This is a genomic window from Cupriavidus sp. P-10, from assembly GCF_003402535.2.
Classification (GTDB): Bacteria; Pseudomonadota; Gammaproteobacteria; order Burkholderiales; family Burkholderiaceae; genus Cupriavidus.
Window position 1 is genome coordinate 1000534 of record NZ_AP025171.1, and the last position, 26453, is coordinate 1026986.

The following is a 26453-nucleotide window of genomic DNA, read 5'->3' on the forward strand; positions in this document are numbered from 1 at the left end:
CTAATGCGCCGGCCCGATGCCGGCATCGAAGCGCGCGGCCAATCCCCGGTCGCGGAACGCCGCCACCACGAAGTCGATGAACACGCGCGTCTTGGGCGGCAGCAGCGTCTTGTTCGGGTAGTAGAGCGAGATCGGCCCGTTGTCGGCATGCCATTCCGGAAGCAGCCGCACCAGCGCACCGCTTTCCAGCCATTGCGCCGCATGCGGCGTCGGCAGCAGCGCCACGCCGTAGCCGAGCATGGCCGCGTGCGCCATTGCCTCGGGATCGTCAAAGATCATGCGCGTGCGCTGCGTGACCGGCGCCTCTTCGCCTGACTCGCTGCGCAGCGTCCATGCGCGCAGCCTGCCGGTCGGGCCGGAGCGCCGCACGATGCCGTCCATCGCGGCCAGCTCGCTGGGATGGCCCGGCATGGGCCTGCCTTCCATGTAGGACGGCGATGCCGCGGCCACGATGCAGGTCCGCGCCAGTTCGCGCGCGACCACGCCATCGGTCAGTTCGATCCCGCCGCCGATAGCCGCGTCAAAGCCGTCCTGGATCAGTTCCGCGGGGCGGTTGTCGAAATGCCAGTCCGGCACGATCGCCGGATAGCGCCGCAGGAATTCGCCCAGCATCGGCACCAGGTGTTCGCGGCCGAAGGCGAGCGCCATGCTGACCTTGAGCGTGCCCGCGGGTTTGCCGGCGTCTTGCGAGGCGCTGGCAAAGGCATCGCGCAAGGTCGAGAACGGATCCGAGACCTGCCGCAGGAACTGTTCGCCGCTGGCGGTCAGCGTCAGCTGGCGCGTGCTGCGCTGGAACAGCCGCAGGCCCAGGTGCGACTCCAGCCGCGCCACGTTCTTGCTGACCGCCGCCGGCGTCATGCCGAGCTGGCGCGCCGCTGCGGAAAAACTGCCGGCTTCGGCACTCCGGACAAAGGATTCGAGCAGATTGAGGGCCTCCATGGCCTCAGCTTATACCAATGGTTGAAAAAGCTGATGCCGATTTATGGCTACCGACGGGGCAATCCACGCACGATACTGCTTTCACCAACCAACCATTTCCCGGAGCAATCCATGGCCAACCTGACTGGAAAAACTGCATTCGTAACCGGCGGCGCCCGCGGCATCGGCGCGGCAATCGTGCGCCGGCTGGCGCGCGAGGGCGCCGCCGTCGCCTTCACCTACCAGAACTCCGCAGCGGGTGCCAACGCGCTGGCCGCGGAAGTGGAAGCCGCCGGCGGCCGCGCGCTGGCGCTGCAGGCCAACGCCGCCGATGCCGCCGCGCTGACCCGCGCCATTGACGGCGCCGCGCGCCAGTTCGGCAAGCTCGACATCCTGGTCAACAATGCCGGCGTGCTGCGGCTGGGATCGGTCGAGACCCTGTCGCTGGAAGACTTCGACGAGACCCTGGCCGTCAACGTGCGCGCGGTGTTCGTCGCGGCAAAGGCCGCTCTGGCGCACATGGGCGAAGGCGGCCGCATCATCAACATCGGCAGCACCAATGCCGAACGCATGCCGTTCCCCGGCGGCAGCGCGTATGCGATGAGCAAGTCCGCGCTGCTGGGGCTGGTGCAAGGCATGGCGCGCGACCTGGGGCCGCGCGGCATCACCGTGAACAACATCCAGCCGGGACCGACCAATACCGACATGAACCCGGAAGCCGGGGAATTCGGCGCGGCGCTGCATGGCCTGATGGCACTGCAGCGGCACGCCACGCCGGACGAGATTGCCGGCATGGTGGCTTATGTCGCGGGTCCGGAAGCGGGCTTTGTGACCGGTGCCAGCCTGATGATCGACGGCGGCTTCAGCGCCTGAGCGATGGCGGTGTGGGCGCCGGGCCATCCTCCCGTGACCACGCTGATGCTGGTCAAGCCGGATGGTATCGAGCCGCTGCCCGCCGGCCCGGCCGCCACGCCGAACAAGTAAGCCTTACGCTGCCCCGCCAGCACGCCGGCCCGGCGCCGGCGTGCCTCAGTCTTCCGCCGCCTTGCGCATCGCCGCGCTGACCTCGCCGTAAAAGCCCCGCAGCTTTTCCAGTTCCAGGTCTACCGGCTGCAGCGCCGGCCACAGCAGCGCCACCATGTCGCGGGCGGTCTTCTCGATATCGACCTCGCGCTGCCGCGCGATCGCATCCCACAGGATGTGCTCCATCGGCCCCAGGATGGCCGAGCGCAGCAGGCTCAGCGGCAGGTCGCCCCGGATCTCGCCATTGGTGCGCGCCCGCGCCAGCAGGTCCATCAGCGGCGCCGTGTAGCGGCGCTGCAGCGGCAGGAACATCTCGCCCAGCCCCGGCCCCTTGGCCCGGCCTTCCGACAGCACCAGCGCACACAGCCCGGTCCCCTGGATCAGGAACAGGCGCAGGTGCGTCTTCACGTAGAACTCAAGCTGCACCTTGGTGGGCTGGCCATGCGGCATGCCCTGTTCCAGCGTGCTGATGATCTCGTCGTACCAGTCCTCGATCACGCGCACGCACAGTTCGCGCTTGCCGTGGAAATAGGTAAAGACCGTCCCCTCGGAGACGCCCAGGCGCTGGGCGATCTCGGTGGTGGTGGCGCGCTCGTAGCCAAGCTCGGCGAACACGTCGCGGCTTACGCGCAGGATGTCGCGGATGCGCTGCTCGGCCTTGGCTCCGGCGGGTACGCGGCGCCGGGAACTGGTGTCTTCCATGCTGTCGGGGGTGTGGACGTCTCTCTCGTGGCGAGGATTATAGTGCGCCGTTAGTGAAAACTTGAGTAAAGCTCAAAATTATTATTGCGTTCTGCCTGCCGAGCGTGTACTTTTCACTCGTCGGCGCCACAGGCTGCGCCGGCGGGCGGGGAGCAGATGCGGCGGATTTAAGGGATTTCCCTGATGCAATTGCCCGCCAGCCCATCTAAGACAATGAACACGGCATGAATTGAGTGATACTCACAAAACGCCGGGCGCACGGAACGCCACCGAGCTTTGGAGACCAGTATGACGATGCAGGGCGAGTCCCAACCCACCATCCTGCCCCTGGGCGGGCTGTCGCATGTGCGAGGCGAAACCAATATCCCGCTGTCCGAGCAGACGGTGCCGGAGTTGCTGGCGCAGACCGTCGCCCGCTTTGCGCAGCGCGACGCGGTGGCTTTCCGCGAGCAGGGCGTGCGCTGGACCTGGCAGCAGTTCGCCGAGGCCATCGATGCGCTGGCAGCGGGGCTGCACGCGCTCGGCCTGGTGCGCGGCGATCGGGTCGGCATCTGGTCGCCCAACCGCGTGGAATGGGTGGTGACGCAGTTCGCCACCGCGCGGCTCGGGCTGGTGCTGGTCAATATCAACCCGGCCTACCGCTTGTCCGAGCTGGAGTACGCGCTGAACAAGGTCGGCGTCAAGGCGATCGTCGCGGCCGAGGCGTTCAAGACCTCGCGCTACCTGGAGATGCTGCAGGCGCTGGCCCCTGAACTCGCCACCAGCGAGCCTGGCGCACTGCAGGCCGCGCGGCTGCCGGCGCTGCGCTGGGTAATCCGCATGGGCGCGGGCGAGACGCCGGGCATGATCCGCTATGACGATGTGGTGGCGCGCGGCGCAGGCGTAGCGCGTGAAACGCTCGACGCCATCACCGTGCAGCTCGACCGCAACGACCCGATCAACGTGCAGTTCACCAGCGGCACCACGGGCGCGCCCAAGGGCGCCACGCTGACGCACCGGAATATCGTCAACAACGCGCGCTTTATCGCCATGGCGATGCGCTTTACCGAACAGGACAAGCTGTGCATCCCGGTGCCGTTCTACCACTGCTTCGGCATGGTGCTGGCGGTGCTGGCGTGCGTCTCCACGGGCGCCGCGATGGTGTTCCCGGGCGAAGCGTTCGATCCGGAAGCCACCATGCAGGCCGTCAGCGAAGAGCGCTGCACCGCGCTGCATGGCGTGCCGACCATGTTCATCGCGCAGCTCGACCATCCGCGCTTTGGCAACTATGACTTCTCGTCGCTGCGCACCGGCATCATGGCCGGCTCGCCGTGCCCGATCGAGACCATGAAGCGCGTGGTGTCGCAGATGCATATGTCGGAGGTGACGATCGCCTACGGCATGACCGAGACCAGCCCGGTCTCGTTCCAGAGCAGCACCACCGATCCGCTGGACAAGCGCACCACCACCGTCGGCCGCATCCAGCCGCACCTGGAGGTCAGGATCGTCGACGGCACCGGCGCCACGGTGCCGGTGGGCGAGAAGGGCGAGCTGTGCACGCGCGGCTACTCGGTCATGCTGGGCTACTGGGACGACGAGGCCCGCACCGCGGAGACCATCCGCGATGGCTGGATGCACACCGGCGATCTCGCCACCATCGACGAAGAGGGCTACTGCAATATCGTCGGCCGCGTGAAGGACATGCTGATCCGCGGTGGCGAGAACATCTATCCGCGCGAGATCGAGGAATTCCTGTTCCGCCATCCGAAGGTGCAGGCCGTGCAGGTGTTCGGCGTGCCGGACCAGAAGTACGGCGAGGAAGTGTGCGCGTGGATCGTGCTCAAGCCGGGCGAAAGCGCCACCGAGGAAGAGATCCGCGAGTTCTGCCGCAACCAGATCGCCCACTACAAGATTCCGCGCTACATCCGCTTCGTGGACGAAATGCCCCTGACCGTGACCGGCAAGGTGCAGAAATTCGTGATGCGCGACCAGATGGTGCGCGACCTGAACCTCAGCGAATCGAAGACGGCCTGAACGCGCCGCCCCCAGTACGACATTGATTACCAAGACGACACTGCCATGACTACCTTGCCCGGCCTGAAATTCGACCTCGGCGAAGACATCGAGATGCTGCGCGATTCCGTGCGTACGTGGGCCCAGGCCGAACTGGCCCCGCGCGCGGGCGAGATCGACCGCACCGACCAGTTCCCGATGGACGCCTGGAAGAAGATGGGCGACCTCGGCGTGCTCGGCATCACCGTGGCCGAGGAATACGGCGGCGCCAATATGGGCTACCTGGCGCACATGATCGCGATGGAAGAGATCAGCCGCGCGTCGGCGTCGGTCGGCCTGTCGTACGGCGCGCATTCCAACCTGTGCGTGAACCAGATCCACCGCAACGGCACGCCGGCGCAGAAGGCCAAATACCTGCCCAAGCTGGTGTCGGGCGAATGGATCGGCGCGCTGGCGATGAGCGAGCCCAACGCCGGCTCCGACGTGGTCAGCATGAAGCTGCGCGCGGAATTCAAGGGCGACCGCTACGTGCTCAACGGCACCAAGATGTGGATCACCAACGGCCCGGACTGCGACGTGCTGGTGGTGTACGCCAAGACCGAGCCCGAGCTGGGCGCGCGCGGCATGACCGCATTTATCGTCGAGAAGGGCATGAAGGGCTTCTCGGTGGCGCAGAAGCTAGACAAGCTGGGCATGCGCGGCTCGCACACCGGCGAGCTGGTGTTCGAGGACGTGGAAGTGCCGGCGGAAAACATCCTTGGTGCCGAGAACAGTGGCGCCAGGGTGCTGATGAGCGGGCTGGACTACGAGCGCGCGGTGCTGTCGGGCGGCCCGGTCGGCATCATGCAGGCGTGCATGGACGTGGTTACGCCGTATATCCATGACCGCAAGCAGTTCGGCCAGAGCATCGGCGAGTTCCAGCTGATCCAGGGCAAGGTGGCGGACATGTACACCACGCTGCAGGCGGCGCGCAGCTACCTGTACACGGTCGGCAAGAACCTGGACGCGCTCGGCAGCGGCCACGTGCGCCAGGTGCGCAAGGACTGCGCCGCGGTGATCCTGTACACGGCGGAAAAGGCCACCTGGATGGCGGGCGAGACCGTGCAGATCCTGGGCGGCAACGGCTATATCAACGAATACCCGGCCGGGCGCCTGTGGCGCGATGCCAAGCTGTACGAGATCGGCGCCGGCACGTCGGAGATCCGCCGCATGCTGATCGGCCGCGAGCTGTTCGCGGAAACGATGTAAGCACCCCACGCGATGGCTGCACCCTACAACGAACTGACTGGCCGAGGCTGATATGGCGGCAATTGAGACAAAGCTGAACGCACGCTCCGAAGCGTTCAAGACGAACGCGCAGGCAATGCAGGCACTGGTTGCCGACCTGGAAGCGAAGATCGCCAGGCTGGCGGAAGGCGGCGGCGAGGCCGCGCGCGACAAGCACCTGTCGCGCGGCAAGCTGCTGCCGCGCGACCGCGTGCAGCAACTGCTGGATCCGGGCACCCCCTTCCTGGAGCTGTCGCAGCTCGCGGCCTACGACATGTATGACGATGCCGCGCCGGGCGCCGGCATTATCACCGGCATCGGCCGCGTGGCCGGGCAGGAGTGCGTGATCGTCTGCAACGACGCCACCGTCAAGGGCGGCACGTATTATCCGATCACGGTCAAGAAGCATGTGCGCGCGCAGGAGATCGCCGAGCAGAACAACCTGCCGTGCATCTACCTGGTCGATTCCGGGGGCGCCAACCTGCCCAACCAGGACGACGTGTTCCCCGACCGCGACCACTTCGGCCGCATCTTCTACAACCAGGCCAACCTGTCCAAGCAGGGCATCCCGCAGATCGCGGTGGTGATGGGTTCCTGCACCGCAGGTGGCGCCTACGTGCCGGCGATGAGCGACGAGTCAATCATCGTCAAGAACCAGGGCACCATCTTCCTGGGCGGGCCGCCGCTGGTGAAGGCCGCCACCGGCGAGGAAGTCAGCGCCGAGGACCTGGGCGGCGCCGACGTGCATACGCGCCTGTCCGGCGTGGCCGACTACTTCGCGCAGAACGACCACCACGCGCTGAGCCTGGCGCGCAATATCGTGCAGCACCTGAACCGCCGCAAGCCGGACCAGATCCGCCTGCACGAGCCGGCCGAACCGCTGTACCCGGTGGAAGAACTGTACGGCGTGATCCCCACCGACACGCGCAAGCCCTATGACGTGCGCGAGGTGATCGCGCGCATCGTCGACGGCTCCGAGTTCGACGAGTTCAAGGCGCGCTACGGCACCACGCTGGTATGCGGCTTCGCGCGCATCTGGGGCTACCCGGTCGGCATCGTCGCCAACAACGGCATCCTGTTCTCCGAGTCGGCGCTGAAGGGCGCGCACTTTATCGAGCTGTGCTGCCAGCGCAAGATCCCGCTGGTGTTCCTGCAGAACATCACCGGCTTCATGGTGGGGCGCAAGTACGAGAACGAAGGCATCGCCCGCAACGGCGCCAAGATGGTGACCGCGGTGGCGACGGCGCAGGTGCCCAAGTTCACCGTGATCATCGGCGGCTCGTTCGGTGCCGGCAACTACGGCATGTGCGGCCGTGCCTATTCGCCGCGCTTCCTGTGGATGTGGCCGAACGCGCGCATCTCGGTGATGGGCGGCGAGCAGGCCGCGAGCGTGCTGGCGACGGTGCGCCGCGATGGCATCGAGGGCAAGGGCGGCAAGTGGAGCGCGGAAGAGGAAGACGCCTTCAAGCAGCCGATCCGCGACCAGTACGAGCACCAGGGCCACCCGTACTACGCCAGCGCGCGGCTGTGGGACGACGGCGTGATCGATCCCGCGCAGACGCGCACGGTGCTGGGGCTGGGCCTGTCGGCCAGCCTGAACGCGCCGATCGAGGACATGAAGTTCGGCGTCTTCCGTATGTAATTCGGCATGTAATCCTGCCCTCCAGGTATCCCAGAATCGTTGTCAAGAACGCTCCCCGCGAGGAGCGAAAGGCGAAGTCATGTTCACCAAAGTCCTGATCGCAAACCGCGGCGAGATCGCCTGCCGCGTGGCCGCCACCTGCCGCCGGCTCGGCATCCGCACCGTCGCGGTGTACTCGGATGCCGACGCCAATGCACGCCACGTCGCCTTCTGCGACGAGGCGGTCCATATCGGCGCCGCCGCCGCGCGCGACAGCTACCTGCGCGCCGACCACATCATCGAGATGGCGAAGGCGACCGGCGCCCAGGCGATCCACCCGGGCTACGGCTTCCTGTCCGAGAACGAAGCCTTCGCCGAGGCCTGCGCCGCGGCCGGGCTGGTCTTCATTGGCCCGCCGGCCTCCGCCATCCACGCCATGGGCAGCAAGAGCGCGGCCAAGCAGTTGATGGAAAAGGCGTCGGTGCCGCTGGTGCCGGGCTATCACGGCGAAGACCAGGACGCGGCGCTGCTGCGCCGCGAGGCCGACCGCATCGGCTACCCGGTGCTGCTCAAGGCCAGCGCGGGCGGCGGCGGCAAGGGCATGCGCGTGGTCGAGTCGGGCGATGGCTTCGAGGCCGCGCTGGCGTCGGTCAAGCGCGAGGCCAGCGCCAGCTTCGGCGACGACAAGGTGCTGGTCGAGAAGTACCTGACCCGCCCGCGCCATATCGAAATCCAGGTGTTCGCCGATACCCACGGCAACTGCGTCTACCTGTTCGAGCGCGACTGCTCGGTGCAGCGCCGCCACCAGAAGGTGCTGGAAGAGGCGCCCGCGCCGGGCATGACAGAAGAACGCCGCCGCGCCATGGGCGAAGCGGCAGTCGCCGCCGCCAAGGCGGTGGGCTATGTCGGCGCCGGCACCGTCGAGTTCATCGCCAACCAGGATGGCTCGTTCTATTTCATGGAGATGAACACGCGCCTGCAGGTCGAGCACCCGGTCACCGAGATGATCACCGGGCAGGACCTGGTCGAATGGCAACTGCGCGTCGCCGCCGGCGAGCCGCTGCCGCTCACGCAGCAGCAACTGCGCATCGACGGCCATGCGCTGGAAGCGCGCATCTACGCCGAGAACCCCGACAAGCAGTTCCTGCCCTCCACCGGCACGCTGCGCTTCCTGCGCACGCCGCCGGCGGTGCAGTTCATGCGTGGCGAAGATGCGCATGGCCCGGCCGGCATCCGCATCGATGCCGGCGTGCGCGAAGGCGACACCATCAGCCCGTACTACGACCCGATGATCGCCAAGCTGATCGTCTGGGGCAAGGACCGCGACGAGGCGCTGGCGCGCATGCGCCAGGCGCTGGCGGCATACCATGTGGTCGGCCTGTCGACCAACGTGGCGTTCCTGCAGCGGCTGGTGTCGTCGCAGGCGTTCCGCACCGCGGACCTCGATACCGGCCTGATCGAGCGCAACGAGAGCGAACTGTTCCCGCTGCCTGAGCCGGTCGGCATCGACACCGTCGCGCTGGCGGTGGCTGCGCTGCTGGACCGCGAAACGCGCGAGCGCCGCATCGACGCCGCCGACCAGCATTCGCCGTGGACCCACGGCGGTGCCTGGCGGCTGAACGGCAGCGCATCGCGGCAGCTGCGCTTTGGCTACGGCGACCAGGTGCTCGACGTGACGCTGCACGTCAACGCGCGCGGCAGCACCCTGGCCTACGCTGGCGAGTCTGTGCCATTCGCCGCGGTATGCAAGGCCGACGATATCCGCATCGATCTCGGCACGCGCCGCGTGCACGGGCACGTGCATGCGGAAGCGGACGACTTCCACGTCTTCGCCGCGGGCCGGCAGGTGCTGCTGGGCTGGATCGATCCGCTGTCCCACGCCGGCGAAGCCGAAGGCGAGGGCGGCAAGCTGACCGCGCCAATGCCGGGCAAGGTCATCGCGGTGATGGTCGAAGCCGGCAGCACCGTCACACGCGGCACGCCGCTGCTGGTGATGGAGGCGATGAAGATGGAGCACACCATCAGCGCACCGGCCGACGGCGTGATCAGCGAAGTGCTTTACGGCGTAGGCGAACAGGTGACCGAGGGCGCGCAACTGCTCGCGTTCGGTACCTGAAACACTGACGGAGACGACACATGCATGCGGACAAGGTCAAGGTCGTTGAAGTCGGCCCGCGCGATGGCTTGCAGAATGAGAAGAGCCTGATCCCCACCGAGACCAAGGTGGCGTTGATCGACCAACTCACCGACGCGGGCTTCCCCAATATCGAAGTGGCATCGTTCGTCTCGCCGAAGTGGGTGCCGCAGATGGCCGACGGTGCGCAGGTCATGGCTGCGATCAGGCGGCGGCCCGGCACCATCTACTCTGCGCTGACGCCGAACATGAAGGGCCTGGAAGGCGCGCTTGCGGCGGGCGCCGACGAGGTCGTGATTTTCGGCGCGGCCAGCGAGGCGTTCTCGCAGAAGAACATCAACTGCTCGATCGCCGAGTCGATGGCGCGCTTCGAGCCCGTTGCCGCGGCCGCCAAGGCGAAGGGCGTGCGGCTTCGCGCCAGCGTGTCGTGCGCGCTGGGCTGCCCTTACCAGGGCGAGGTGCCGATCGATGCCGTGGTCGACGTGGTGAGGCGCATGCGCGAACTGGGCTGCGACGAGATCGATATCGCAGACACCATCGGCGTTGGCACGCCAGACAAGGTAAAGGCCGTGATGCGTGCCGCGGCCACGGAATTCCCGCTGGCGCAGCTTTCCGGGCATTTCCACGACACGTATGGGCATGCGCTGGCCAATGTCGAGGCGAGCCTGGAAGCCGGCATCCGCATCTTCCATGCTTCGGTCGCCGGGCTTGGTGGGTGCCCGTATGCGAAGGGCGCGACCGGTAACGTGGCGACGGAGGCATTGCTGCAGCGCCTGGCGAGCCTGGGGATGGAGACCGGGGTTGATCTGGACAAGGTTATTGCGGCTGCCGGACTGATCTCCAGGGCCATCGGCAAGCCGGTACTGCAATAGTCCGAGCGCGGAGGTTGCGCCCTTCTCCCGCGTGCGGGAGGGGGGAGACCACATGTGCAATTCCAGCGTTGGAACGTACCGTCCTGCGTCGCTTTCGCAACCCACCTGTCTCATATTGAGACACCGCCCGCATTATCCTGAGACAGCCTCGCCAAACCTGCCACACAACGCTTGAATTCGCCCGGGGGCTCTCTTAAAGTACCTTTCCAGTTCGCGCCGCCCCAACTACAGCACAGGCAGCGCACATAGATGACCTGGCCGCAACGACGGCCGGGCGTGCCACCGGCATCGGCGCAATTAGCCCTCATACGGCAGCGCGCGACACCGACCACTGGAGACAAGGTAATGCCACCCGCACCGACAAGCCTGCTGTGCGATGCCAACGTTGCACGGCGGGAGTTCCTCGACGGAAAGGACGTGCCCGCCGGCGTCGTGTCCGACCTGATCGTGCGTTCGTGGCAACGTGCCGCGCGCGCGGGCGTGCGTCCCGAGCAGCGCATGCTGTTTTCGGATGTCATCACGCATAGCGAAGTCCGGCGCAGCGAAGAAGAGAACCGCACGCTGATCGAACTGGCCGGCGCCGACATGGAGGTGCTGGCCGGCGCCTTTCCGTCGCAGCAGTGGATCGTGCTGTGCACCAATGCCGAAGGCATGATCGTGTCATCCCACGGGCGCCTGGGCGCGGGGCCGGGCGGGCCGTCGCCGCTGCAGCATGGCCGGCGCATCTGCGAGACCGGCATCGGCACCAACGCGCCCGGCTGCCTGCTGGCTGAGGGCGGCAGCGCCGTCGAGATTCGCCGCGGCGAGCATTTCCTGCATGAACTGGTCGACGTGGTCTGTGCCGCCGCGCCGATCTACGATTGCCACGACCGCCTGATCGGCGTGCTCGATATCACTGGCTTCGGCGTCGACTTGCCGGCCTACGCGGTCAGCCACGTGCGCGCGGCGGCCACGTCGATCGGCAACCGCACCTTTGAGCGGCTGCCTGGCTGCTGCATCGTGCGCCTGCACCACGACCGGCGCATGCTGCATACACCGGCGGAAGGCATCGTCGCGGTCTCCGCCGACGGCGTGATCGTGGCGGCAAACCATACCGCGCGCGACATGCTGCGGCTCGGCAACGCCGAGATCGGCGCGATCGATATCGGCAGCGTCTTTGCCGAAGGCATGTATGGCCCGGGAGGCGCGGTGCAAAGCGTCGTGCGCACGGTCGCCGGCGGGCGCCTGCATGTGTCGGCAAGTGAAACCCAGCGTGCGCGTTCCCCCGGCGCCGCGCCGCGCGCCGACGACACCGGTCCGCTGGCTGGCCACCTGATTGCCGATGCCACGCTGGCGCGCGCCTTCGACAAGGCCAGCATGGCGGTCGGCGCGCAGGTGCCGGTGATCCTGCTGGGAGAGACCGGCACCGGCAAGACCATGCTGGCGCGCGCGCTGCACGAGGCCAGCCGGCCGGCCGGCAGCTTTGTCTCGATCAACTGCTCGGCCATTCCCGAAGGGCTGGCCGAAGCCGAGCTGTTCGGCTATGCCGACGGCGCCTTTACCGGCAGCCGCCGTGGCGGCAGCGCGGGCAAGATCGAGCAGGCCAACCATGGCACGCTGTTCCTGGACGAGATCGGCGACATGCCGCTGGCATTGCAGACGCGGCTGCTGAGCGTGCTGCAGGAGCGCTGCGTAACACGTGTGGGCGCGACCAAGGCGATCCCTGTCGACCTGTCGGTGATCTGCGCCACGCACCGCAGCCTGCCGGAACTGGTGCGGCAGGGCGCCTTCCGCGAAGACCTGTATTTCCGCATCAACGGCATGTCGGTGCGCGTTCCAGCGCTGCGCGACCGCACCGACCTGCCCGAGCTGATCGCGGCGATGCTGCAGACGCTGGCGCGCGGCCGGCGCAAGGCGCTCGACGCCGACGTGATGGCGCTGCTGATGTCGCATCCCTGGCCGGGCAACGTGCGCGAGCTGCACCAGGTGCTGCGCACCGCGGTGGCGCTGTCTGGCCTCAGCGAGGCAATCCGGCGCGAGCATCTCGACGAAAGCTGGCTGGATGCGGCAACACGCGCGACGGTGGCGGACCTGCTGCCCACGGCAGGCCAGCCGATGCTGCTGGCGCAGGCGCAGGACGCGCTGATCCAGCGCACCCTCGACGAACTCAGCGGCAACCGCTCCGAAGCCGCGCGCGCACTCGGCATCTCGCGCGCGACGCTGTACCGCAAGATGGCGCGCGCCAAGATCCGCTAGAACGGTTCTCCCACCTCCCATCCCTCCATCGAACCCCCGCTCGCCACGCCGTGGCAGCGGGGGTTTTTTATTGACCGCCTGTCTTGGCTGTATCGAGACATTGGCTCAGATTGCGACATCCCAGGCAGCCTCGCGACGACGTTGCAGGCGAAAACTGGCGCAAAAACACGCACCTGTGCGCGATTTGGGCGGCGGGCACGGCGCTTGCGTTGCAGGGCATCGCATACCAACAGGGTTCGACCCAAGGATCAACATGAGGAGACAGGCGATGCACGGCAATGCAGGACTGCTGATCAACGGAAAAATCGTGCAGGGCAGCACCACGCTCGACGTGGTCAACCCCGCCACCGGCAAGGTGTTCACCACGGTATCGCGCGCCACCGAGCGCGAGGCCGCCGCCGCGGTCGCTGCCGCCAAGGCCGCGCAACCCGCCTGGGCCGCGCTGGAACTGGCGCAGCGGCGCGCGTTGCTGCTGCGCTTTGCCGACGAGCTGCACGGCAACGCCGAAGACCTAGCCGCCACGCTGGTGCTGGAGCAGGGCAAGCCACTGGCCGAAGCGCGCCAGGAGCTGCAGTTCGCCGCAGCCTTCGTGCGCCATATCGCCGGGCTGGAGCTGCCGGTCTCGCTGGTGCAGGACGATGCCACCCACCGCATCGAACTGCACCACAAGCCGCTGGGCGTGGTGGCCGCGATCGCGGCTTGGAATTTCCCGGTGCTGATCGCCGCCTACAAGCTCGCGCCGGCGCTGCTGATGGGCAATGCCGTGGTGCTCAAGCCCGCGCCGACCACGCCGGTGGCAACGCTGCAACTCGGCGCGATCCTGTCCGACCTGCTGCCGCCGGGCGTGGTCAATGTCATCACCGATGCCAATGACCTGGGCAGCTACCTGACCTCGCATCCCGACGTGGCCAAGGTCTCGTTCACGGGCTCGACCGCGACCGGCAAGAAGGTGATGGCAAGTGCCGGCCCGGGGCTGAAGCGCATCACGCTGGAACTGGGCGGCAACGACGCGGCCATCGTGCTCGACGATGCCGACGTGGCGGACATCGCGCCGAAGATCTTTGGGAGCGCCTTCTACAACTGCGGGCAGGTATGCCTGGCACTGAAGCGGCTGTACGTGCATGCCTCGGTCCATGACGCGCTGTGCGACGCGCTGGCCGACCTGGCCGGGCGCGCGGTGGTCGGCAACGGCGCCGAAGCCGGCGTCACGATGGGGCCGCTGCAGAACGCCATGCAGTACGACAAGGCCGGCCGCTTTCTGGCCAGCGCGCGGCGCGACGGCAAGATCCTGGCGGGCGGTGCATTGCTCAAGGGCGATGGCTACTTCGTCGCCCCGACCATCGTGCGCGATCTGACTGACCGCAGCGAACTGGTGGCCGAGGAGCAGTTCGCCCCGATCCTGCCGGTGCTGAAGTTCGACAGCATCGACGAAGCTGTGGCGCGCGCCAACGGCACGCCCTACGGACTCGGTGGCTCGGTGTGGTCCCGCGACGAAGAGCGCGCCTGTGGGGTGGCGTGGCGTCTCGACGTGGGCACGGCATGGGTCAACCACCACCTGCATTTCGGCCCGCATATCCCGCTGGTGGGCGCCAAGGAGTCTGGCGTCGGCGTGGAATTCGGGCCGGAAGGGCTGGCCGAGTATGCGCAACTGAGCGTGATCAATATCGCGCGGGCACAGGCGGGCTGATGCCGCATGCCCGCCGCCCGGCGGGCCACAGACAAGAAGAAAACCGGAGGAGACATGCATCAAACCAGAACGGCCGGTGGCCGGGGACTGCGCTCGCCTGTACGCAGCGCTGCAGCGCCGGCGGCCGGCTTGGCATTGGCCCTGCTGCTCGGCGCATCCCCCGCGCGCGCCATTGACGTAGACGCGGGCGATTACACCGCATTGCCCGCGGGCACCAATCTCGGCCTGTTGTACTACCAGCATGCGCAGCGCGACCGCGTCTATGCCGGCGGCAACCGCGTCGCGGGCGGCAACCTGGATTCGGACGTGGGCATCGTGCGCTATGTGCGGTTCATGGAAGTCGGCGGCATCACCATCGACCCGCAGTTCCTGCTGCCGTTCGGCAAGCTGCGCGCCACCGACAACCTCAGCGCGCTGGGCAGTGCCAGCGGCGTGGGCGACCTGATCCTGGCGTCGACGGTGTGGCTGGTGAACCAGCCCGACAGGAAGCGCTATTTCGGCATCACGCCGTTCCTGTTCGTGCCGACCGGCAGCTACGACCAGAACCGTCCGCTGAACCTCGGCGAGCACCGCTGGAAGTTTGCGCTGCAGGCAGGCTATATCACGCCGATTACCGACAAGGTCACGCTCGACCTGGTGGCGGACGTCACGGTGTTCGGCAACAACAGCAAGTACGGCCCGAACTCGGCCACGCTCAGGCAGGACGCCCTGGTGCAGGGGCAGGGCTGGCTGCGCTACCACTTCACCGAACGCTTCGATGTGCGCGGCGGGCTGTCGTATGCCTTCGGCGGCGAGACCTCGGTCAACAACGTATCGCGCGACGACCGCACCAATACGTCGAAGTTCCTGGTCGGTTTCGCCTGGTTCCCGGCAGCGACGTTCCAGGTCCTCGGCACCTTCGGCCGCGATATCTCGGTGCGCAACGGGCCGATGGAGAACCTGCGCGCCAACCTGCGCCTGCTCAAGGTGTTCTGACACGCCATATCAAGAAAGAAGACAGAGGAGATCAAGATGCATAGCAACAAGCTACGCCTGTTAGTGAGCGTGATGGCCGCCGCCAGTGTGGCGCTGCCCGCGCCGATGGTATTCGGCGCCGACGGCATCGCCACCACTCGCTCGGCAAAAGCGAACAAGCCGGCCAACGCCGCCGCGCGCGTGGATGGCGCCGCCATCCGCGCCAACGAGGCCGGCACGCCGAACTGGCCCAGTTACGGCCTGGATTACGCCGAGACCCGCTTCAGCAAGCTTGAGCAGGTGAACGCGGGCAACGTCAAGGGCCTGGGGCTGGCGTGGTCCTACGACCTGGAATCAACGCGCGGCGTGGAAGCAACGCCGCTGGTGGTCGATGGCGTGATGTATGTCTCCGCGCCGTGGAGCGTGGTGCATGCCATCGACGCGCGTACCGGCAAGCGCCTGTGGACCTATGACCCGCAGGTGCCGCGCGACCAGGCCTACAAGGGTTGCTGCGACGTGGTCAACCGCGGCGTGGCGCTGTACAAGGGCAAGGTCTTCGTCGGCGCGTTCGATGGCCGGCTGGTGGCGATCGACGCCGCCACCGGCAAGAAGGTCTGGGAGCAGGACACCATTGTCGACCGCAGCAAGTCCTACACCATTACCGGCGCGCCGCGCGTCTACAACGGCAAGGTGATCATCGGCAACGGCGGCGCGGAATACGGCGTGCGCGGCTATATCACCGCCTACGATGCCGAGACCGGCAAGCAGCAATGGCGCTGGTACACGGTGCCGGGCGACCCCGCCAGGCCCTTCGAGAATGAAGCCATGGCAAAGGCCGCGGCCACCTGGGATCCCAGCGGCAAGTACTGGGTCAACGGCGGCGGCGGCACGGTGTGGAACACCATGGCGTTCGACCCCGAGCTGAACCTGATGTACATCGGCACCGGCAATGCCGGTCCGTGGAGCCGCAAGCTGCGCAGCCCGAAGGGCGGCGACAACCTCTACGCGGCCTCCGTGGTGGCGCTGAACCCCGACACCGGCGAATACGTCTGGCACTACCAGGAAACCCCGGGCGACAACTGGGACTACACTTCGACGCAGGACATCATCCTGGCCGACCTGAAGATCGACGGCCAGCCGCGCAAGGTGATCCTGCACGCGCCCAAGAACGGCTTCTTCTTCGTGATCGACCGGACCAACGGCAAGTTCATCTCGGCGAAGAACTTCGTCGACGTCAACTGGGCCTCGGGCTATGACAAGGACGGCCGGCCGATCGAGACGCCGCAGTCGGACACATCGGGCAAGCCGGCGGATATCGTGCCGGGGCCGTTCGGCGCGCACAACTGGCATTCGATGTCGTTCCACCCGAAGCTGGGGCTGGCCTTTATCCCGGCGCAGCACGTGCCGCTGACGCTGGCCGACAACAAGGAGTGGGCCCACAACCAGAAGGACTCGCCGGAGGCGCATCGCGGCGTGGGCTGGAACCTGGGCATGCTGGTCAATGCCGAGCCGCCCAGGAGCAAGCCGATGGGGCGGCTGATCGCCTGGGATCCGCTGGCGCAGAAGGCGGTATGGCACCAGGACCATGCCGGGCCGTGGAATGGCGGCACGCTCGCGACCGCTGGCAACCTGGTGTTCCAGGGCACCGCGGACGGGCGGCTGGTGGCGTATCACGCCGGCACCGGCGAGAAGCTGTGGCAGGCGCCGACCGGCTCCGGCGTGGTGGCGGCGCCGGTGACCTACCTGCTCGACGGCAAGCAGTACGTCTCGGTGGCGGTGGGCTGGGGCGGCGTGTATGGCCTGAGCCAGCGCGGCAGCGACAGGCAGGCGCCGGGGCGGGTCTACACCTTTGTGCTCAACGGCAAGAAGCCGATGCCAGAGTCGGCGCCGTACGCGATGGCGCCGCTGCTGAGCGGGGTGAAGTACGACCCGGCCAAGGTCGCCGACGGGCAGAAGCTCTACGTCAACAACTGCGTCTTCTGCCATGGCGTGCCAGGTGTCGACAAGGGTGGCAATATCCCCAACCTGGCTTATGTCGGCGCGCCGATGATCGAGCACCTGGACAAGATCCTGTTCAACGGGCCGTTCGTGCAGAAGGGCATGCCGGATTTCACCGGCAAGCTGACGGCCGAGGACGTGGTCAAGATCCAGGCGTTCATCCAGGGCACCGCGGACGCGGTGCGGCCTAAGAAGCCCTGACGGGGGCGCGCGCGGGCCGGCGCTGGCCCGCGCGCTTCATGCGTGCAAAAGTGGCTGTTCGCCAAATCGGAATTGCTCAGAGCCGCGAATCGCGAGGAAATACCGCCTGGACAATTTGAGTCGTGGTGAGCAGTGAAATGAAAATCCAATCAACGGAAACCGTGACGGAGGGTGGCGCCGGCGGCGCCCTCGACAACCTCTCCCTCGACAATCCCGCCCTCGAAAGCATCGGTGTCCGCATCACGCAGTGGCGCCCCGATTACGTCGAGCTTGAGCTGCCGGTCACATCCAGCATGCTGAACCGCAGCCGCGTGGTCCATGGCGGCACGATCTGCACGCTACTGGACGCCGCCACCGGCTATGCCGGCCTGTTCTCGGCACCGGGCGAGGCGGCGCGGCATGCGGTGACGCTGTCGCTGACTTCCAACTTCCTGAGCAATGGCACGGGCAGTGTGCTGACGGCGAAGGGCACCGTCGACCGGCGCGGGCGCTCGATCTTCTTCTCGCGCGCGGAGGTCTGGCTCGATGATGAATTGCTGGTGGCGACGGGCGTTGCCACGATGAAGTACCTGAAGTAAGGCGAGGGGGCGTGCCCCTTTCTCCTCGTAAGCGGACGCTCGTCCGCCCGATCCCTTCCTCCGGTGCCCCGCGCACCACCTCGGGTGTCCTTCGCGCGACTACCCCTTGCGCTCGCCTCGATACTGTATAAATATACAGTTATCGTAAATATCCTATGTCTCTCGCTTCCCGCGAGCGATCCCGACTTCACATGCCTGCGCAATCGTACGCAGCCCCGCCCATGGCGGCGGAGGGCCTTCTTTTCCCTGCGCCGACGCCGGCCAGGCCCGCAGCCCCGGCAGCCCACGCTACGCGGCAGCAGGCGCTGTCAGCGCTCGAGCAGCGCTATCCCGGCCTGTGGCGCGCCGGCCAGCTTGGCCGCGCCGGCAGCGCCGCGGTGTGCCCGACCGGGTATGACGCGCTCTCTGCCGAACTGCCCGGCGGGGGCTGGCCGGCCGGCGGCCTGACCGAACTGCTGACCACGCAGGCCGGCGCGGGCGAGTTGCGCCTGCTGCTGCCGGCGCTGCGCGCGCTGGCCGGGGCGGGGCGCCGCATTGCGCTGGTGGCGCCGCCTTGCCTGCCCAATGCGATGGGCCTGGCCGCGGCCGGCCTGCCGGCGCGCCAGCTGTACTGGCTGCGCCCGCCTGCAGGCGCGGCCAAGGGCGCGCAGCAGGCCGACATGCTGTGGGCGGCCGAGCAGGTGCTGCGCAGCCAGGCCTTCGGCGGCGTGCTGGTGTGGCTGCCCACGGCCCGGCCCGGGGCGCTGCGCCGGCTGCAGGTGCTGGCGCAGGCCGGCGACGCGGTGGTGTGGGCGCTGCGCCCGGCCGCGGCGTTGCGCGAGTCGTCGCCAGCGGTGCTGCGCCTGCTGCTGGCGCCGCAACCCGGCAATGCGCTGTCGATCACCTTCCACAAGCGGCGCGGGCCGGTGCGCGATACGCCGTTGCTGCTGCACCTGGGCGGGATGGAGGCAGCCACGCGCACGGCCGCCTGGCCCGTGCCCGCCGGCGCCCCGGCCGCCGCGCGTTCCGTTATGCCTTCGCCTTCTCAGTCTTCTCAGTCTTCTCAGTCTTCTCCCGATGCCGTACTGGATCGCGGTGCACCTGCCGCGCCTGCCCCTGGACGCACTGCAGCCCAACTGGCCTGAGCCCGCTGCTGCCGGCCCATCCTCCGCCACTGGCACGCTGCACCATGCGCTGCCGGTGGCGGTGATGGCGCAGGAGCAGGTGGTGCTGGCCAACGGTCCCGCGATGCAGCTGGGCGTGCGCTACGGCATGCGCCGCGGCGGCGTGCAGGCGCTGTCGGCGGACATCGTGCAGCTGGAGCGCGACCCGGTCGCGGAAGACGCGTTGATGGAAACGGTGGCGCTGGCGCTGCTGCGCTTCACGCCGGCCGTGACGTTCGACGAGGAGCCCGAATCGGCCACGGTGATGCTCGACGTCACCGCCAGCCTGCGCCTCTTCGGCGGCCACCGCGCAATGTGCCGCGCGGTGCGCGCCTGCGTGCGCCAGCTTGGCACCATTGCCCAGGTGGGCAGCGGCCCGACCGCGCACGGCGCCGCCTGGCTGGCGCGCCAGCCGCTGCGGCGCACCCGCCGCGGCGTGGTGCGGCCCGCGCGCCGGGCGGTGGGCATGGCGCGCCTGCACCGGCTGCTCGACCGCCTGCCGGTCGAGGCGCTGCACACGCTGGCCGACCCGGCCTGGCTCGAAGGCATCGGCTGCCGCACGCTGGGCGAGGTGCGGCGCCTGCCGCGCGCCGGCCTGACGCGGCGGCTGGGCCCGGCACTGCTGGCGCGGCTGGACCAGGCCTATGGCGAGATCCCGGCGCGCTTTGCCTGGTACGCGGCGCCGCCCACGTTCGCGCAGCGCATGGACCTGCCGGGGCGCATCGAATCCGCCGAAGGCGTGCTGGCGGGCGCGCAGCGCCTGCTGCTGGCGCTGGCCGGCTGGCTGGCGCTGCTGCAGGCCGGCGTCACGCGTTGCGTGCTGGTGCTGGAGCATGAGCGCTACCGGCGCGGCGTCGATACTGAAGGGACGCCGGTCGCGCTAGGCCTGGCCCAGCCCAGCCGCGATCCCGCGCACCTGTCGCGGCTGCTGCGGGAGAAGCTCGACAAGCTCAGCTTCCACGCCCCCGTCACCGGACTGGTGCTGCGGGTGGAGGCGATGCAGGCGTGCGTGCCGCAAAGCGATGCGCTGTTCCCCGAACCCGGCGGCACGCCGGAAGACCTGGGCCGCCTGCTCGATACGCTGATGGCGCGGCTGGGCCGCGACAACGTGCTGCAGCCGCGGCCGCTGGCGGACCACCGTCCAGAGCGCGCCAACCGCTGGATGCCGGTCGACGAACCCCAGCCCGGCGGCAAGGCGGCCGCCATGCCGGGCCCGCTGCCAGAGCGCCCGCTGTGGCTGCTGCCGCAACCGCTGCCGTTGCCGGTGCAGCAGCACCGCCCCAGCCACGGCGGGCCGCTGGCGCTGCTGAGCCGGCCCGAGCGCATCGAGGCCGGCTGGTGGGACGGCGCGCTGGCCACGCGCGATTACTTCATCGCCGAGCGCGCCGATGGCCTGCGCTGCTGGATCTATCGCGAGCGTCCCGGCCACGGCGCGGACGAGGGCAGCGAGTACCGCTGGTTCCTGCACGGGTTGTTCGCATGACGCCGGTGATCTCTTCGCTGCCCGGCCTGCTGCCGGCGCTGCCCGACTACGTGGAGCTGCACTGCATCTCCAACTTCACCTTCCTCACCGGCGCCTCGCACCCGGGCGAGCTGATCGAGCGCGCCTTCGGCCTGGGCTACCGCGGACTGGCGCTGACCGATGAATGCTCGGTGGCCGGCACCGCGCGCGCCCACGATGCGATCCAGACGCTGCGCAAGCGCCTGCACGATGCGGTGGCACGCAGCGCGGCGCGCGGCGCGGAGGCAGACATCGACGAGCCGCTGCTCGATCCCGAAGGCGACGCCGATACCGACGAGGACGACCCCGCCGCGCACGCCAGCCGCCACCAGCGGCTGCAGGCGCTGGTGGCCGCCGCCGACAGCTTCGCGCTGCTGATCGGCAGCCGCTTCAGCCTGCCGCCGGCCGATGGCGCCGATGATGCCGATGGTGCCGACCGGCCGCCGCTGCGGCTGGTGCTGATCGCCCAGCACCGCGACGGCTTCGGCAACCTGTCCGAGCTGATCACGCTGGGCCGCCGCCGCGCGCAGAAGGGCAGCTACCGGCTGCACCCCGAAGACATCGCCGCGCCGACCGGCGACGAAGCCCACCTGCGCGGCATGCCGGGCTGCCTGGCGCTGCTGCTGCCCGACTATTGCGCCGATCCCGAGTTGCTGCGCGAACAGGCGCAGTGGTGCCGTGACGTCTTCGGCGAGCGCGTATGGATCGCACTGGAGTTGCTGCAGGGCCATGCAGACGGGCTGCACCGCGCGCGCCTGGAAGCAGTGTCGGCACAGACCGGCGTGCCGTTGGCCGCCGCCGGCGCGGTCACCATGCACGTGCGCTCGCGCAAGCCGCTGTCCGACGTGATGTCCGCGATCCGGCTTGGCCAGCCGCTGGCCGAATGCGGCATGGCGCTGGCACCCAATGCCGAGCAGCACCTGCGCATGCGCCAGGTGCTGTCGCGCCTGTACCCGCGCGATGCGCTGGCGCAGACGCTGAAGATTGCCGCGCAGTGCGATTTTTCGCTGGGCATGCTGCGTTACGAATATCCCGAAGAGCTGGTGCCGCCGGGCTATACGCCGATCTCTTACCTGCGCGACGAAGTGAAGCGCGGCAAGGTGGAACGTTTTCCAAATGGCCTGAAGCCGGAATGGGAAGCGCAGCTGGAGGAAGAACTGCTACTGATCGAGGAAAAACAGTACGAGCCCTTTTTCCTCACCGTGCACGACATCGTGCGCTTTGCCCGCGCCAACGGCATCCTGTGCCAGGGCCGCGGCTCGGCCGCCAATTCGCTGGTGTGCTTCTGCCTGTATGTGACCGAGGTCAGCCCCGAGCAGGCCAACCTGCTGTTCGGCCGCTTCCTGTCGCGCGAGCGCGATGAGCCGCCCGATATCGACGTCGACTTCGAGCACCAGCGGCGCGAGGAGGTGATCCAGTACATCTACCAGAAGTACGGCCGCCACCGTGCCGCGCTGGCGGCGTCGCTGATCACCTACCGTTCGCGCAGCGCGCTGCGCGACGTGGGCCGCGCGCTGGGCATCGACGCGAGTGTGGTCGAGCAGGTGGTCAAGGGCCAGGCCTGGTGGGACGGCCCCGGCTTCGTGGAGAAGATCACGCGCTACGGGCTCGATCCCGACTCGCCCGCGGTGCAGCAGTGGGCCAGCCTGACTGCGCAGCTGCGTGGCTTTCCGCGCCATTTGTCGCAGCACGTCGGCGGCTTCGTGATCGCGCGACACAAGTTGTCGCGGCTGGTGCCGATCGAGAACGCGGCCATGGCGGACCGCAGCGTGATCCAGTGGGACAAGGATGACCTGGAATCGCTGGGCTTGCTCAAGGTCGATGTGCTGGCGCTTGGGATGTTGTCAGCGATCCGGCGGGCGTTGGAGATGATCCCCAATCCCGACGAAACGCGTGCGGGATTGCCTGCGCGCATGGAGGACATCCCCAAGGAGGATCCGGAAACTTACGACATGATCTGCAAGGCCGATACCATCGGCGTGTTCCAGATCGAGTCGAGGGCGCAGCAGTCGATGCTGCCAAGGCTGCAGCCGCGTGCGTACTACGACCTTGTGGTGGAAGTGGCGATCGTGCGCCCCGGCCCGATCCAGGGTGGCATGGTGCACCCTTACCTCAAGCGGCGCGAGGCGTTCCGTTTGACGAAGAAGCCGCCGGTCTTCTTCAACGCCGTGATCGAGAAAGTGCTGGGCCGCACGCTGGGCGTGCCGATCTTCCAGGAACAGGTGATGCAACTGGCCATCGACGCGGCGGGTTTCTCACCGGGGCAGGCCGACCAGCTGCGGCGCTCGATGGCGGCGTGGCGCAGGCGCGGCGATCTCCGCCAGCATCAGGACGCGCTGGTGCGTGCGCTGACCCGCAATGGCTATCCCGAATCGTTCGCGCTGGCGATCTGCAAGCAGATCGAGGGGTTTGGTGAATATGGCTTCCCGGAAAGCCATGCGGCCAGCTTCGCCAAGCTGGTGTATGTCAGCTCCTGGCTCAAGTGCCATCGTCCGTCGGCCTTCCTGTGCGCGCTGCTGAACAGCCAGCCGATGGGGTTCTATTCGCCATCGCAGCTGGTGCAGGATGCGCAGCGGCATGGGGTGGAGGTCTTGCCGGTGGACGTCACGTTGAGCCGGTGGGAAAGCACGCTGGAGCCGGTGGAGGCCGATGCCGCGCAAACGCATCCGCACGTGCGCCTCGGCCTGAGCCGCGTCAAGGGCATGCGCGAGGAGGCCGCGCTGCGGATCGAGGATGCGCGTGCGCAGCGTGCGTTCGACAGCGTGGAAGACCTGGCGCTGCGAGCCGCGCTGGACCGGCATGATATCGACGTGCTGGCCGCTTCAGACGCGCTGGCGCCGCTTGCGGGTCATCGCCGGCAGGCGCGATGGCAGGCACGCGCGGCGGCTGAACACGCGGCGCACCGCGATCTTCTGTATGAGGCGCCGCCGGCAGAAGATGCGCTCGTACTGCCTGCGCCGCGGCTGGGAGAGGATGTGACGGCGGACTACGCCAGCCTCGGGCTCTCGCTCAAATCTCATCCGCTGGCGTTGTTGCGGGACAGGTTGAAGGCGATGCGGTTTGCTACCGCCAGTCAGCTGCAGCGCTGTGGCAATGGGCGGCGGGTGCGGGCTTGCGGGATCGTCACGGTGCGGCAGCGGCCATCTACGGCCAGTGGGACTATTTTTGCGACGATCGAGGATGAGACTGGTACGGTCAATCTGATTTTATGGCCGGATCTGGTGGAGAGGCAGCGGAAGGAGGTGTTGGGGGCTACGTTGCTGGGGGTGGTGGGGACGTGGCAGCGGCAGGGGGACGTGCGGCATCTTGTGGCCAAGGAACTGGTGGATCTTAGTCCTTTGCTGGGGAGGTTGATGGTGGGGAGTCGGGATTTTCATTGAGATTTTTTGTTGTTTTGGTGTTGCTGCGGCTTACCTCAGTCCAGCAACTTGTCAACCGTCATCGGCAGATCGCGCACACGCCGTCCAGTCGCGTGATACACAGCATTGGCAATGGCCGCGGCCACCCCCACGATGCCGATTTCGCCGATACCCTTGGTGCCCAGCGCATTGATATGCGGATCGTGCCCGTCCAGCATGTCGACCTCGATCTCCCCCACGTCGGCGCTGACCGGCACATGGTATTCGGCAAGGTTGGCATTGGCCACGCGGCCGGTGGCCAGGTCCAGTTCGCTTTTCTCATGCAGCGCCATGCCGATGCCCCAGACGATGCCACCCACCAGCTGGCTATGCGCGGTCTTGCGGTTCAGCACGCGGCCCACGTCGTAGCAGCCGGCCACGCGATGCACGCGGACCTCGCCAAGGTCGGGATCGACATGCACTTCGGCAAAGACGGCGCCGAAGGCATGCATCGAGTATTGCTTGCGCTCGTCGCCCGGCGCGGCGCTGGCGTGGGCCTCGATGGGCTTGCCGCCAGCGCGCGTGATGGCCGCGCCGACCTGCTCCCGGCGCGACGGGTCGCTGCGCAGCCGCAACCAGCCGTCCACGACTTCCACATCATCCGGGCGCGCGCCTGACAGCGGCGAGGCGGGATCGGCCACGGACCGCGCCACCAGCTTCCCAAGTGCGGCGGCGGCTGCCTGTTGCACCGCCGGGGCGACGCTGGCCACCGATTGCGAGCCGCCCGACACCGGCGCCTCCGGGAAATCCGTATCGCCCAGCTCAAAGCGCACGCGCTCCGGCGGCAGGCCCAGCGCGTCGGCGGCCACCTGTGTCATCACGGTATAGGTGCCGGTGCCCAGGTCCTGCGACCCGCTGCGCACCAGCGCCGTGCCATCCGGCAGGATGCGCGCCATGGCGCTGGCGCCCGAGCGGTTGGCAGGGTAGGTGGCGGTGGCCATGCCCAGTCCGACCAGCATGCCGCCGGCCTGCATCGAGCGCGGCTTCGGATCGCGGCGCGACCAGCCAAAGCGCTCTGCCGCCACGCGATAGCATTCGCGCAGCGATTTGCTGGAGAAGGGCTTCTGCTTGTGCGGATCGGCATCGGCGTGGTTGCGCAAACGCAACTCGACCGGATCGATGCCGAGCCGATCGGCCAGTTCATCCAGCGCGCACTCCAATGCAAAGCTCCCCGGCGCTTCGCCCGGCGCACGCATGAAGGTCATGGTGCCGATCTGCAGCCGTGCCACCCGGTGGCTGGTTTGCAGGTTGGGGCATGCGTAGAGCGAGCGCGTCAGCACGGCGCAAGTCTCGAGCCATTCCTCGAGTTGCGCGCTGCCGATGATGACGTCGTGCCGCAGCGCCTGCAGGCGGCCATCGTCACCGCTGGCGGCGACCACGTGCTGCTCGGTGACTGGCCGCGCGCCGACCGGGCCGAACATCTGCACGCGGTCGACCACCAGCTTGACCGGCCTGCCGGCCGCTTGCGCCGCCATGGCCGCCAGCACCACGTGCGACCACATCGAACCCTTGCAGCCGAAGCCGCCGCCGACGAAGGGGCAGCGCACGCGTACCTTGTCGGCGGGGATGCCGAGGGTGGCCGCCACCGCCTTGCGCACGCCGGTGATGTACTGGGTCGAGTCATACAGCGTCAAGGCGTCGCCATCCCAGGCGGCGATGGTCGCGTGGGGCTCCATCGGGTTGTGGTGCTCCATCGGCGTGGTGTAGACCTCGTCGACGGTCGTGGACACTGAGCGCAGCGCGGCGTCGACATCGCCGCGATGGCTGTCGGCCTGGCCGGCGTCTTCGCCCTTCGGCTTGCCGGCGCGCGCGCGCGCCTGCGCGAAGTCCAGCACGGCTGCCTCCTCGCGGTAGCGGAACACCAGTCGCGTCGCTGCTTCACGCGCCTGCTCCAGCGTATCGGCCACGACCACGGCGATGGGCTGGTTGTTGTAATGCACCGAGGTGTCCTGCAGCAGCGCCATCACGTGGCCGGCGGTCGGCGTATCGGCCCCGGCCTTGCCGCCCTTGGGCAGTTTCGGTGCGTTGAAAGGTGTCATCACCAGCCGCACGCCGGGCAGCTGCTCGCATGCGGCGCTGTCGATCGATTCCACCTTGCCATGCGGGATGGTGCTGGTGACCATTACCGCGTGGACCATCCCTGGCACGACATGGTCGGCTGCGTAGCGTGCGCGGCCGGTGACCTTGAGCACGCCGTCGGTGCGGTCGATGGGGGCGCCGGTAACGCTCAT

17 protein-coding genes are annotated in these 26453 nt (G+C 68.0%); 14 read left to right on the top strand and 3 right to left on the bottom strand.

All coding sequences use genetic code 11. The features are described 5' to 3' along the window. Positions 1-939 (bottom strand): LysR family transcriptional regulator, encoded by a 939-nt coding sequence (locus tag CTP10_RS21680; protein WP_116323455.1) that lies wholly within the window; start codon positions 937-939, stop codon positions 1-3. A gap of 111 nt (positions 940-1050) precedes the next feature. Between CTP10_RS21680 and CTP10_RS21685 the strand changes: the two genes are divergently transcribed. Further along, on the top strand, positions 1051-1791 hold the full coding sequence (locus CTP10_RS21685; protein WP_116323456.1) for an SDR family oxidoreductase: 741 nt from the start codon (positions 1051-1053) through the stop codon (positions 1789-1791). Positions 1792-1947: 156 nt separating this feature from the next. Here the strand turns inward: CTP10_RS21685 and CTP10_RS21690 are convergent, their stop codons facing one another. Next, positions 1948-2643, bottom strand: coding sequence for a TetR/AcrR family transcriptional regulator (locus tag CTP10_RS21690; RefSeq protein ID WP_116323457.1), 696 nt, complete (start codon positions 2641-2643; stop codon positions 1948-1950). 288 nt (positions 2644-2931) lie between these two features. Between CTP10_RS21690 and CTP10_RS21695 the strand changes: the two genes are divergently transcribed. The 13 genes from CTP10_RS21695 (at position 2932) to CTP10_RS21755 (ending at position 24204) form a co-directional block, all read left to right on the top strand. Next, positions 2932-4656 (top strand): AMP-binding protein, encoded by a 1725-nt coding sequence (locus CTP10_RS21695; RefSeq protein ID WP_116323458.1) that lies wholly within the window; start codon positions 2932-2934, stop codon positions 4654-4656. A gap of 45 nt (positions 4657-4701) precedes the next feature. After that, positions 4702-5883 carry an isovaleryl-CoA dehydrogenase gene (locus CTP10_RS21700; RefSeq protein WP_271815881.1) on the top strand — a complete coding sequence of 394 codons (1182 nt, stop codon included), beginning with the start codon at positions 4702-4704 and terminating at the stop codon, positions 5881-5883. A 52-nt stretch (positions 5884-5935) separates the two neighbouring features. After that, on the top strand, positions 5936-7543 hold the full coding sequence (locus CTP10_RS21705) for a carboxyl transferase domain-containing protein (protein ID WP_271815882.1): 1608 nt from the start codon (positions 5936-5938) through the stop codon (positions 7541-7543). Between the two features lie 79 nt (positions 7544-7622). Further along, positions 7623-9638: an acetyl/propionyl/methylcrotonyl-CoA carboxylase subunit alpha gene (locus CTP10_RS21710; protein WP_271815883.1), complete on the top strand. Its 2016-nt coding sequence runs from the start codon at positions 7623-7625 to the stop codon at positions 9636-9638. A gap of 20 nt (positions 9639-9658) precedes the next feature. Next, on the top strand, positions 9659-10528 hold the full coding sequence (locus CTP10_RS21715; protein ID WP_116323837.1) for a hydroxymethylglutaryl-CoA lyase: 870 nt from the start codon (positions 9659-9661) through the stop codon (positions 10526-10528). 345 nt (positions 10529-10873) lie between these two features. Continuing rightward, positions 10874-12763, top strand: coding sequence for a sigma-54-dependent Fis family transcriptional regulator (locus tag CTP10_RS21720; RefSeq protein ID WP_116323838.1), 1890 nt, complete (start codon positions 10874-10876; stop codon positions 12761-12763). Between the two features lie 268 nt (positions 12764-13031). After that, positions 13032-14450: an aldehyde dehydrogenase family protein gene (locus tag CTP10_RS21725; protein WP_116323839.1), complete on the top strand. Its 1419-nt coding sequence runs from the start codon at positions 13032-13034 to the stop codon at positions 14448-14450. A 54-nt stretch (positions 14451-14504) separates the two neighbouring features. Further along, complete coding sequence (locus CTP10_RS21730) at positions 14505-15425, top strand: transporter (RefSeq protein ID WP_116323840.1); 921 nt, start codon at positions 14505-14507, stop codon at positions 15423-15425. A 36-nt stretch (positions 15426-15461) separates the two neighbouring features. After that, on the top strand, positions 15462-17603 hold the full coding sequence (locus CTP10_RS21735; RefSeq protein WP_116323841.1) for a PQQ-dependent dehydrogenase, methanol/ethanol family: 2142 nt from the start codon (positions 15462-15464) through the stop codon (positions 17601-17603). A 137-nt stretch (positions 17604-17740) separates the two neighbouring features. Further along, a complete protein-coding gene (locus CTP10_RS21740) occupies positions 17741-18181 on the top strand; it encodes a PaaI family thioesterase (RefSeq protein WP_233528479.1) in 441 nt (146 codons plus the stop codon). A 191-nt stretch (positions 18182-18372) separates the two neighbouring features. After that, positions 18373-19305, top strand: coding sequence for a translesion DNA synthesis-associated protein ImuA (imuA, locus tag CTP10_RS21745; protein WP_199414758.1), 933 nt, complete (start codon positions 18373-18375; stop codon positions 19303-19305). Beyond that, positions 19238-20806 (top strand): Y-family DNA polymerase, encoded by a 1569-nt coding sequence (locus tag CTP10_RS21750; RefSeq protein WP_116323843.1) that lies wholly within the window; start codon positions 19238-19240, stop codon positions 20804-20806. Before imuA ends, CTP10_RS21750 begins: the two co-directional genes overlap by 68 nt. Beyond that, positions 20803-24204: an error-prone DNA polymerase gene (locus CTP10_RS21755; protein ID WP_116323844.1), complete on the top strand. Its 3402-nt coding sequence runs from the start codon at positions 20803-20805 to the stop codon at positions 24202-24204. The genes CTP10_RS21750 and CTP10_RS21755 overlap by 4 nt, the downstream gene beginning before the upstream one ends. 35 nt (positions 24205-24239) lie before the next feature. Here CTP10_RS21755 and CTP10_RS21760 read toward each other — a convergent pair whose 3' ends face one another. Next, positions 24240-26453 carry a xanthine dehydrogenase family protein molybdopterin-binding subunit gene (locus CTP10_RS21760; RefSeq protein ID WP_116323845.1) on the bottom strand — a complete coding sequence of 738 codons (2214 nt, stop codon included), beginning with the start codon at positions 26451-26453 and terminating at the stop codon, positions 24240-24242.

What these genes read in the sequence shown, in the direction of transcription:
- CTP10_RS21700 (WP_271815881.1), top strand. Translation starts at nt 4,702, where the DNA reads ATGACTACCTTGCCCGGCCTGAAATTCGACCTCGGCGAAGACATCGAG.
- CTP10_RS21730 (WP_116323840.1), top strand. Translation starts at nt 14,505, where the DNA reads ATGCATCAAACCAGAACGGCCGGTGGCCGGGGACTGCGCTCGCCTGTA.
- CTP10_RS21690 (WP_116323457.1), bottom strand. Translation starts at nt 2,643, where the DNA reads ATGGAAGACACCAGTTCCCGGCGCCGCGTACCCGCCGGAGCCAAGGCC.
- CTP10_RS21680 (WP_116323455.1), bottom strand. Translation starts at nt 939, where the DNA reads ATGGAGGCCCTCAATCTGCTCGAATCCTTTGTCCGGAGTGCCGAAGCC.
- CTP10_RS21720 (WP_116323838.1), top strand. Translation starts at nt 10,874, where the DNA reads ATGCCACCCGCACCGACAAGCCTGCTGTGCGATGCCAACGTTGCACGG.
- CTP10_RS21710 (WP_271815883.1), top strand. Translation starts at nt 7,623, where the DNA reads ATGTTCACCAAAGTCCTGATCGCAAACCGCGGCGAGATCGCCTGCCGC.
- CTP10_RS21695 (WP_116323458.1), top strand. Translation starts at nt 2,932, where the DNA reads ATGACGATGCAGGGCGAGTCCCAACCCACCATCCTGCCCCTGGGCGGG.
- CTP10_RS21755 (WP_116323844.1), top strand. Translation starts at nt 20,803, where the DNA reads ATGACGCCGGTGATCTCTTCGCTGCCCGGCCTGCTGCCGGCGCTGCCC.
- CTP10_RS21685 (WP_116323456.1), top strand. Translation starts at nt 1,051, where the DNA reads ATGGCCAACCTGACTGGAAAAACTGCATTCGTAACCGGCGGCGCCCGC.
- CTP10_RS21760 (WP_116323845.1), bottom strand. Translation starts at nt 26,453, where the DNA reads ATGAGCGTTACCGGCGCCCCCATCGACCGCACCGACGGCGTGCTCAAG.
- CTP10_RS21750 (WP_116323843.1), top strand. Translation starts at nt 19,238, where the DNA reads ATGCCGTACTGGATCGCGGTGCACCTGCCGCGCCTGCCCCTGGACGCA.
- CTP10_RS21705 (WP_271815882.1), top strand. Translation starts at nt 5,936, where the DNA reads ATGGCGGCAATTGAGACAAAGCTGAACGCACGCTCCGAAGCGTTCAAG.
- CTP10_RS21715 (WP_116323837.1), top strand. Translation starts at nt 9,659, where the DNA reads ATGCATGCGGACAAGGTCAAGGTCGTTGAAGTCGGCCCGCGCGATGGC.
- imuA (WP_199414758.1), top strand. Translation starts at nt 18,373, where the DNA reads ATGCCTGCGCAATCGTACGCAGCCCCGCCCATGGCGGCGGAGGGCCTT.
- CTP10_RS21725 (WP_116323839.1), top strand. Translation starts at nt 13,032, where the DNA reads ATGCACGGCAATGCAGGACTGCTGATCAACGGAAAAATCGTGCAGGGC.
- CTP10_RS21735 (WP_116323841.1), top strand. Translation starts at nt 15,462, where the DNA reads ATGCATAGCAACAAGCTACGCCTGTTAGTGAGCGTGATGGCCGCCGCC.
- CTP10_RS21740 (WP_233528479.1), top strand. Translation starts at nt 17,741, where the DNA reads ATGAAAATCCAATCAACGGAAACCGTGACGGAGGGTGGCGCCGGCGGC.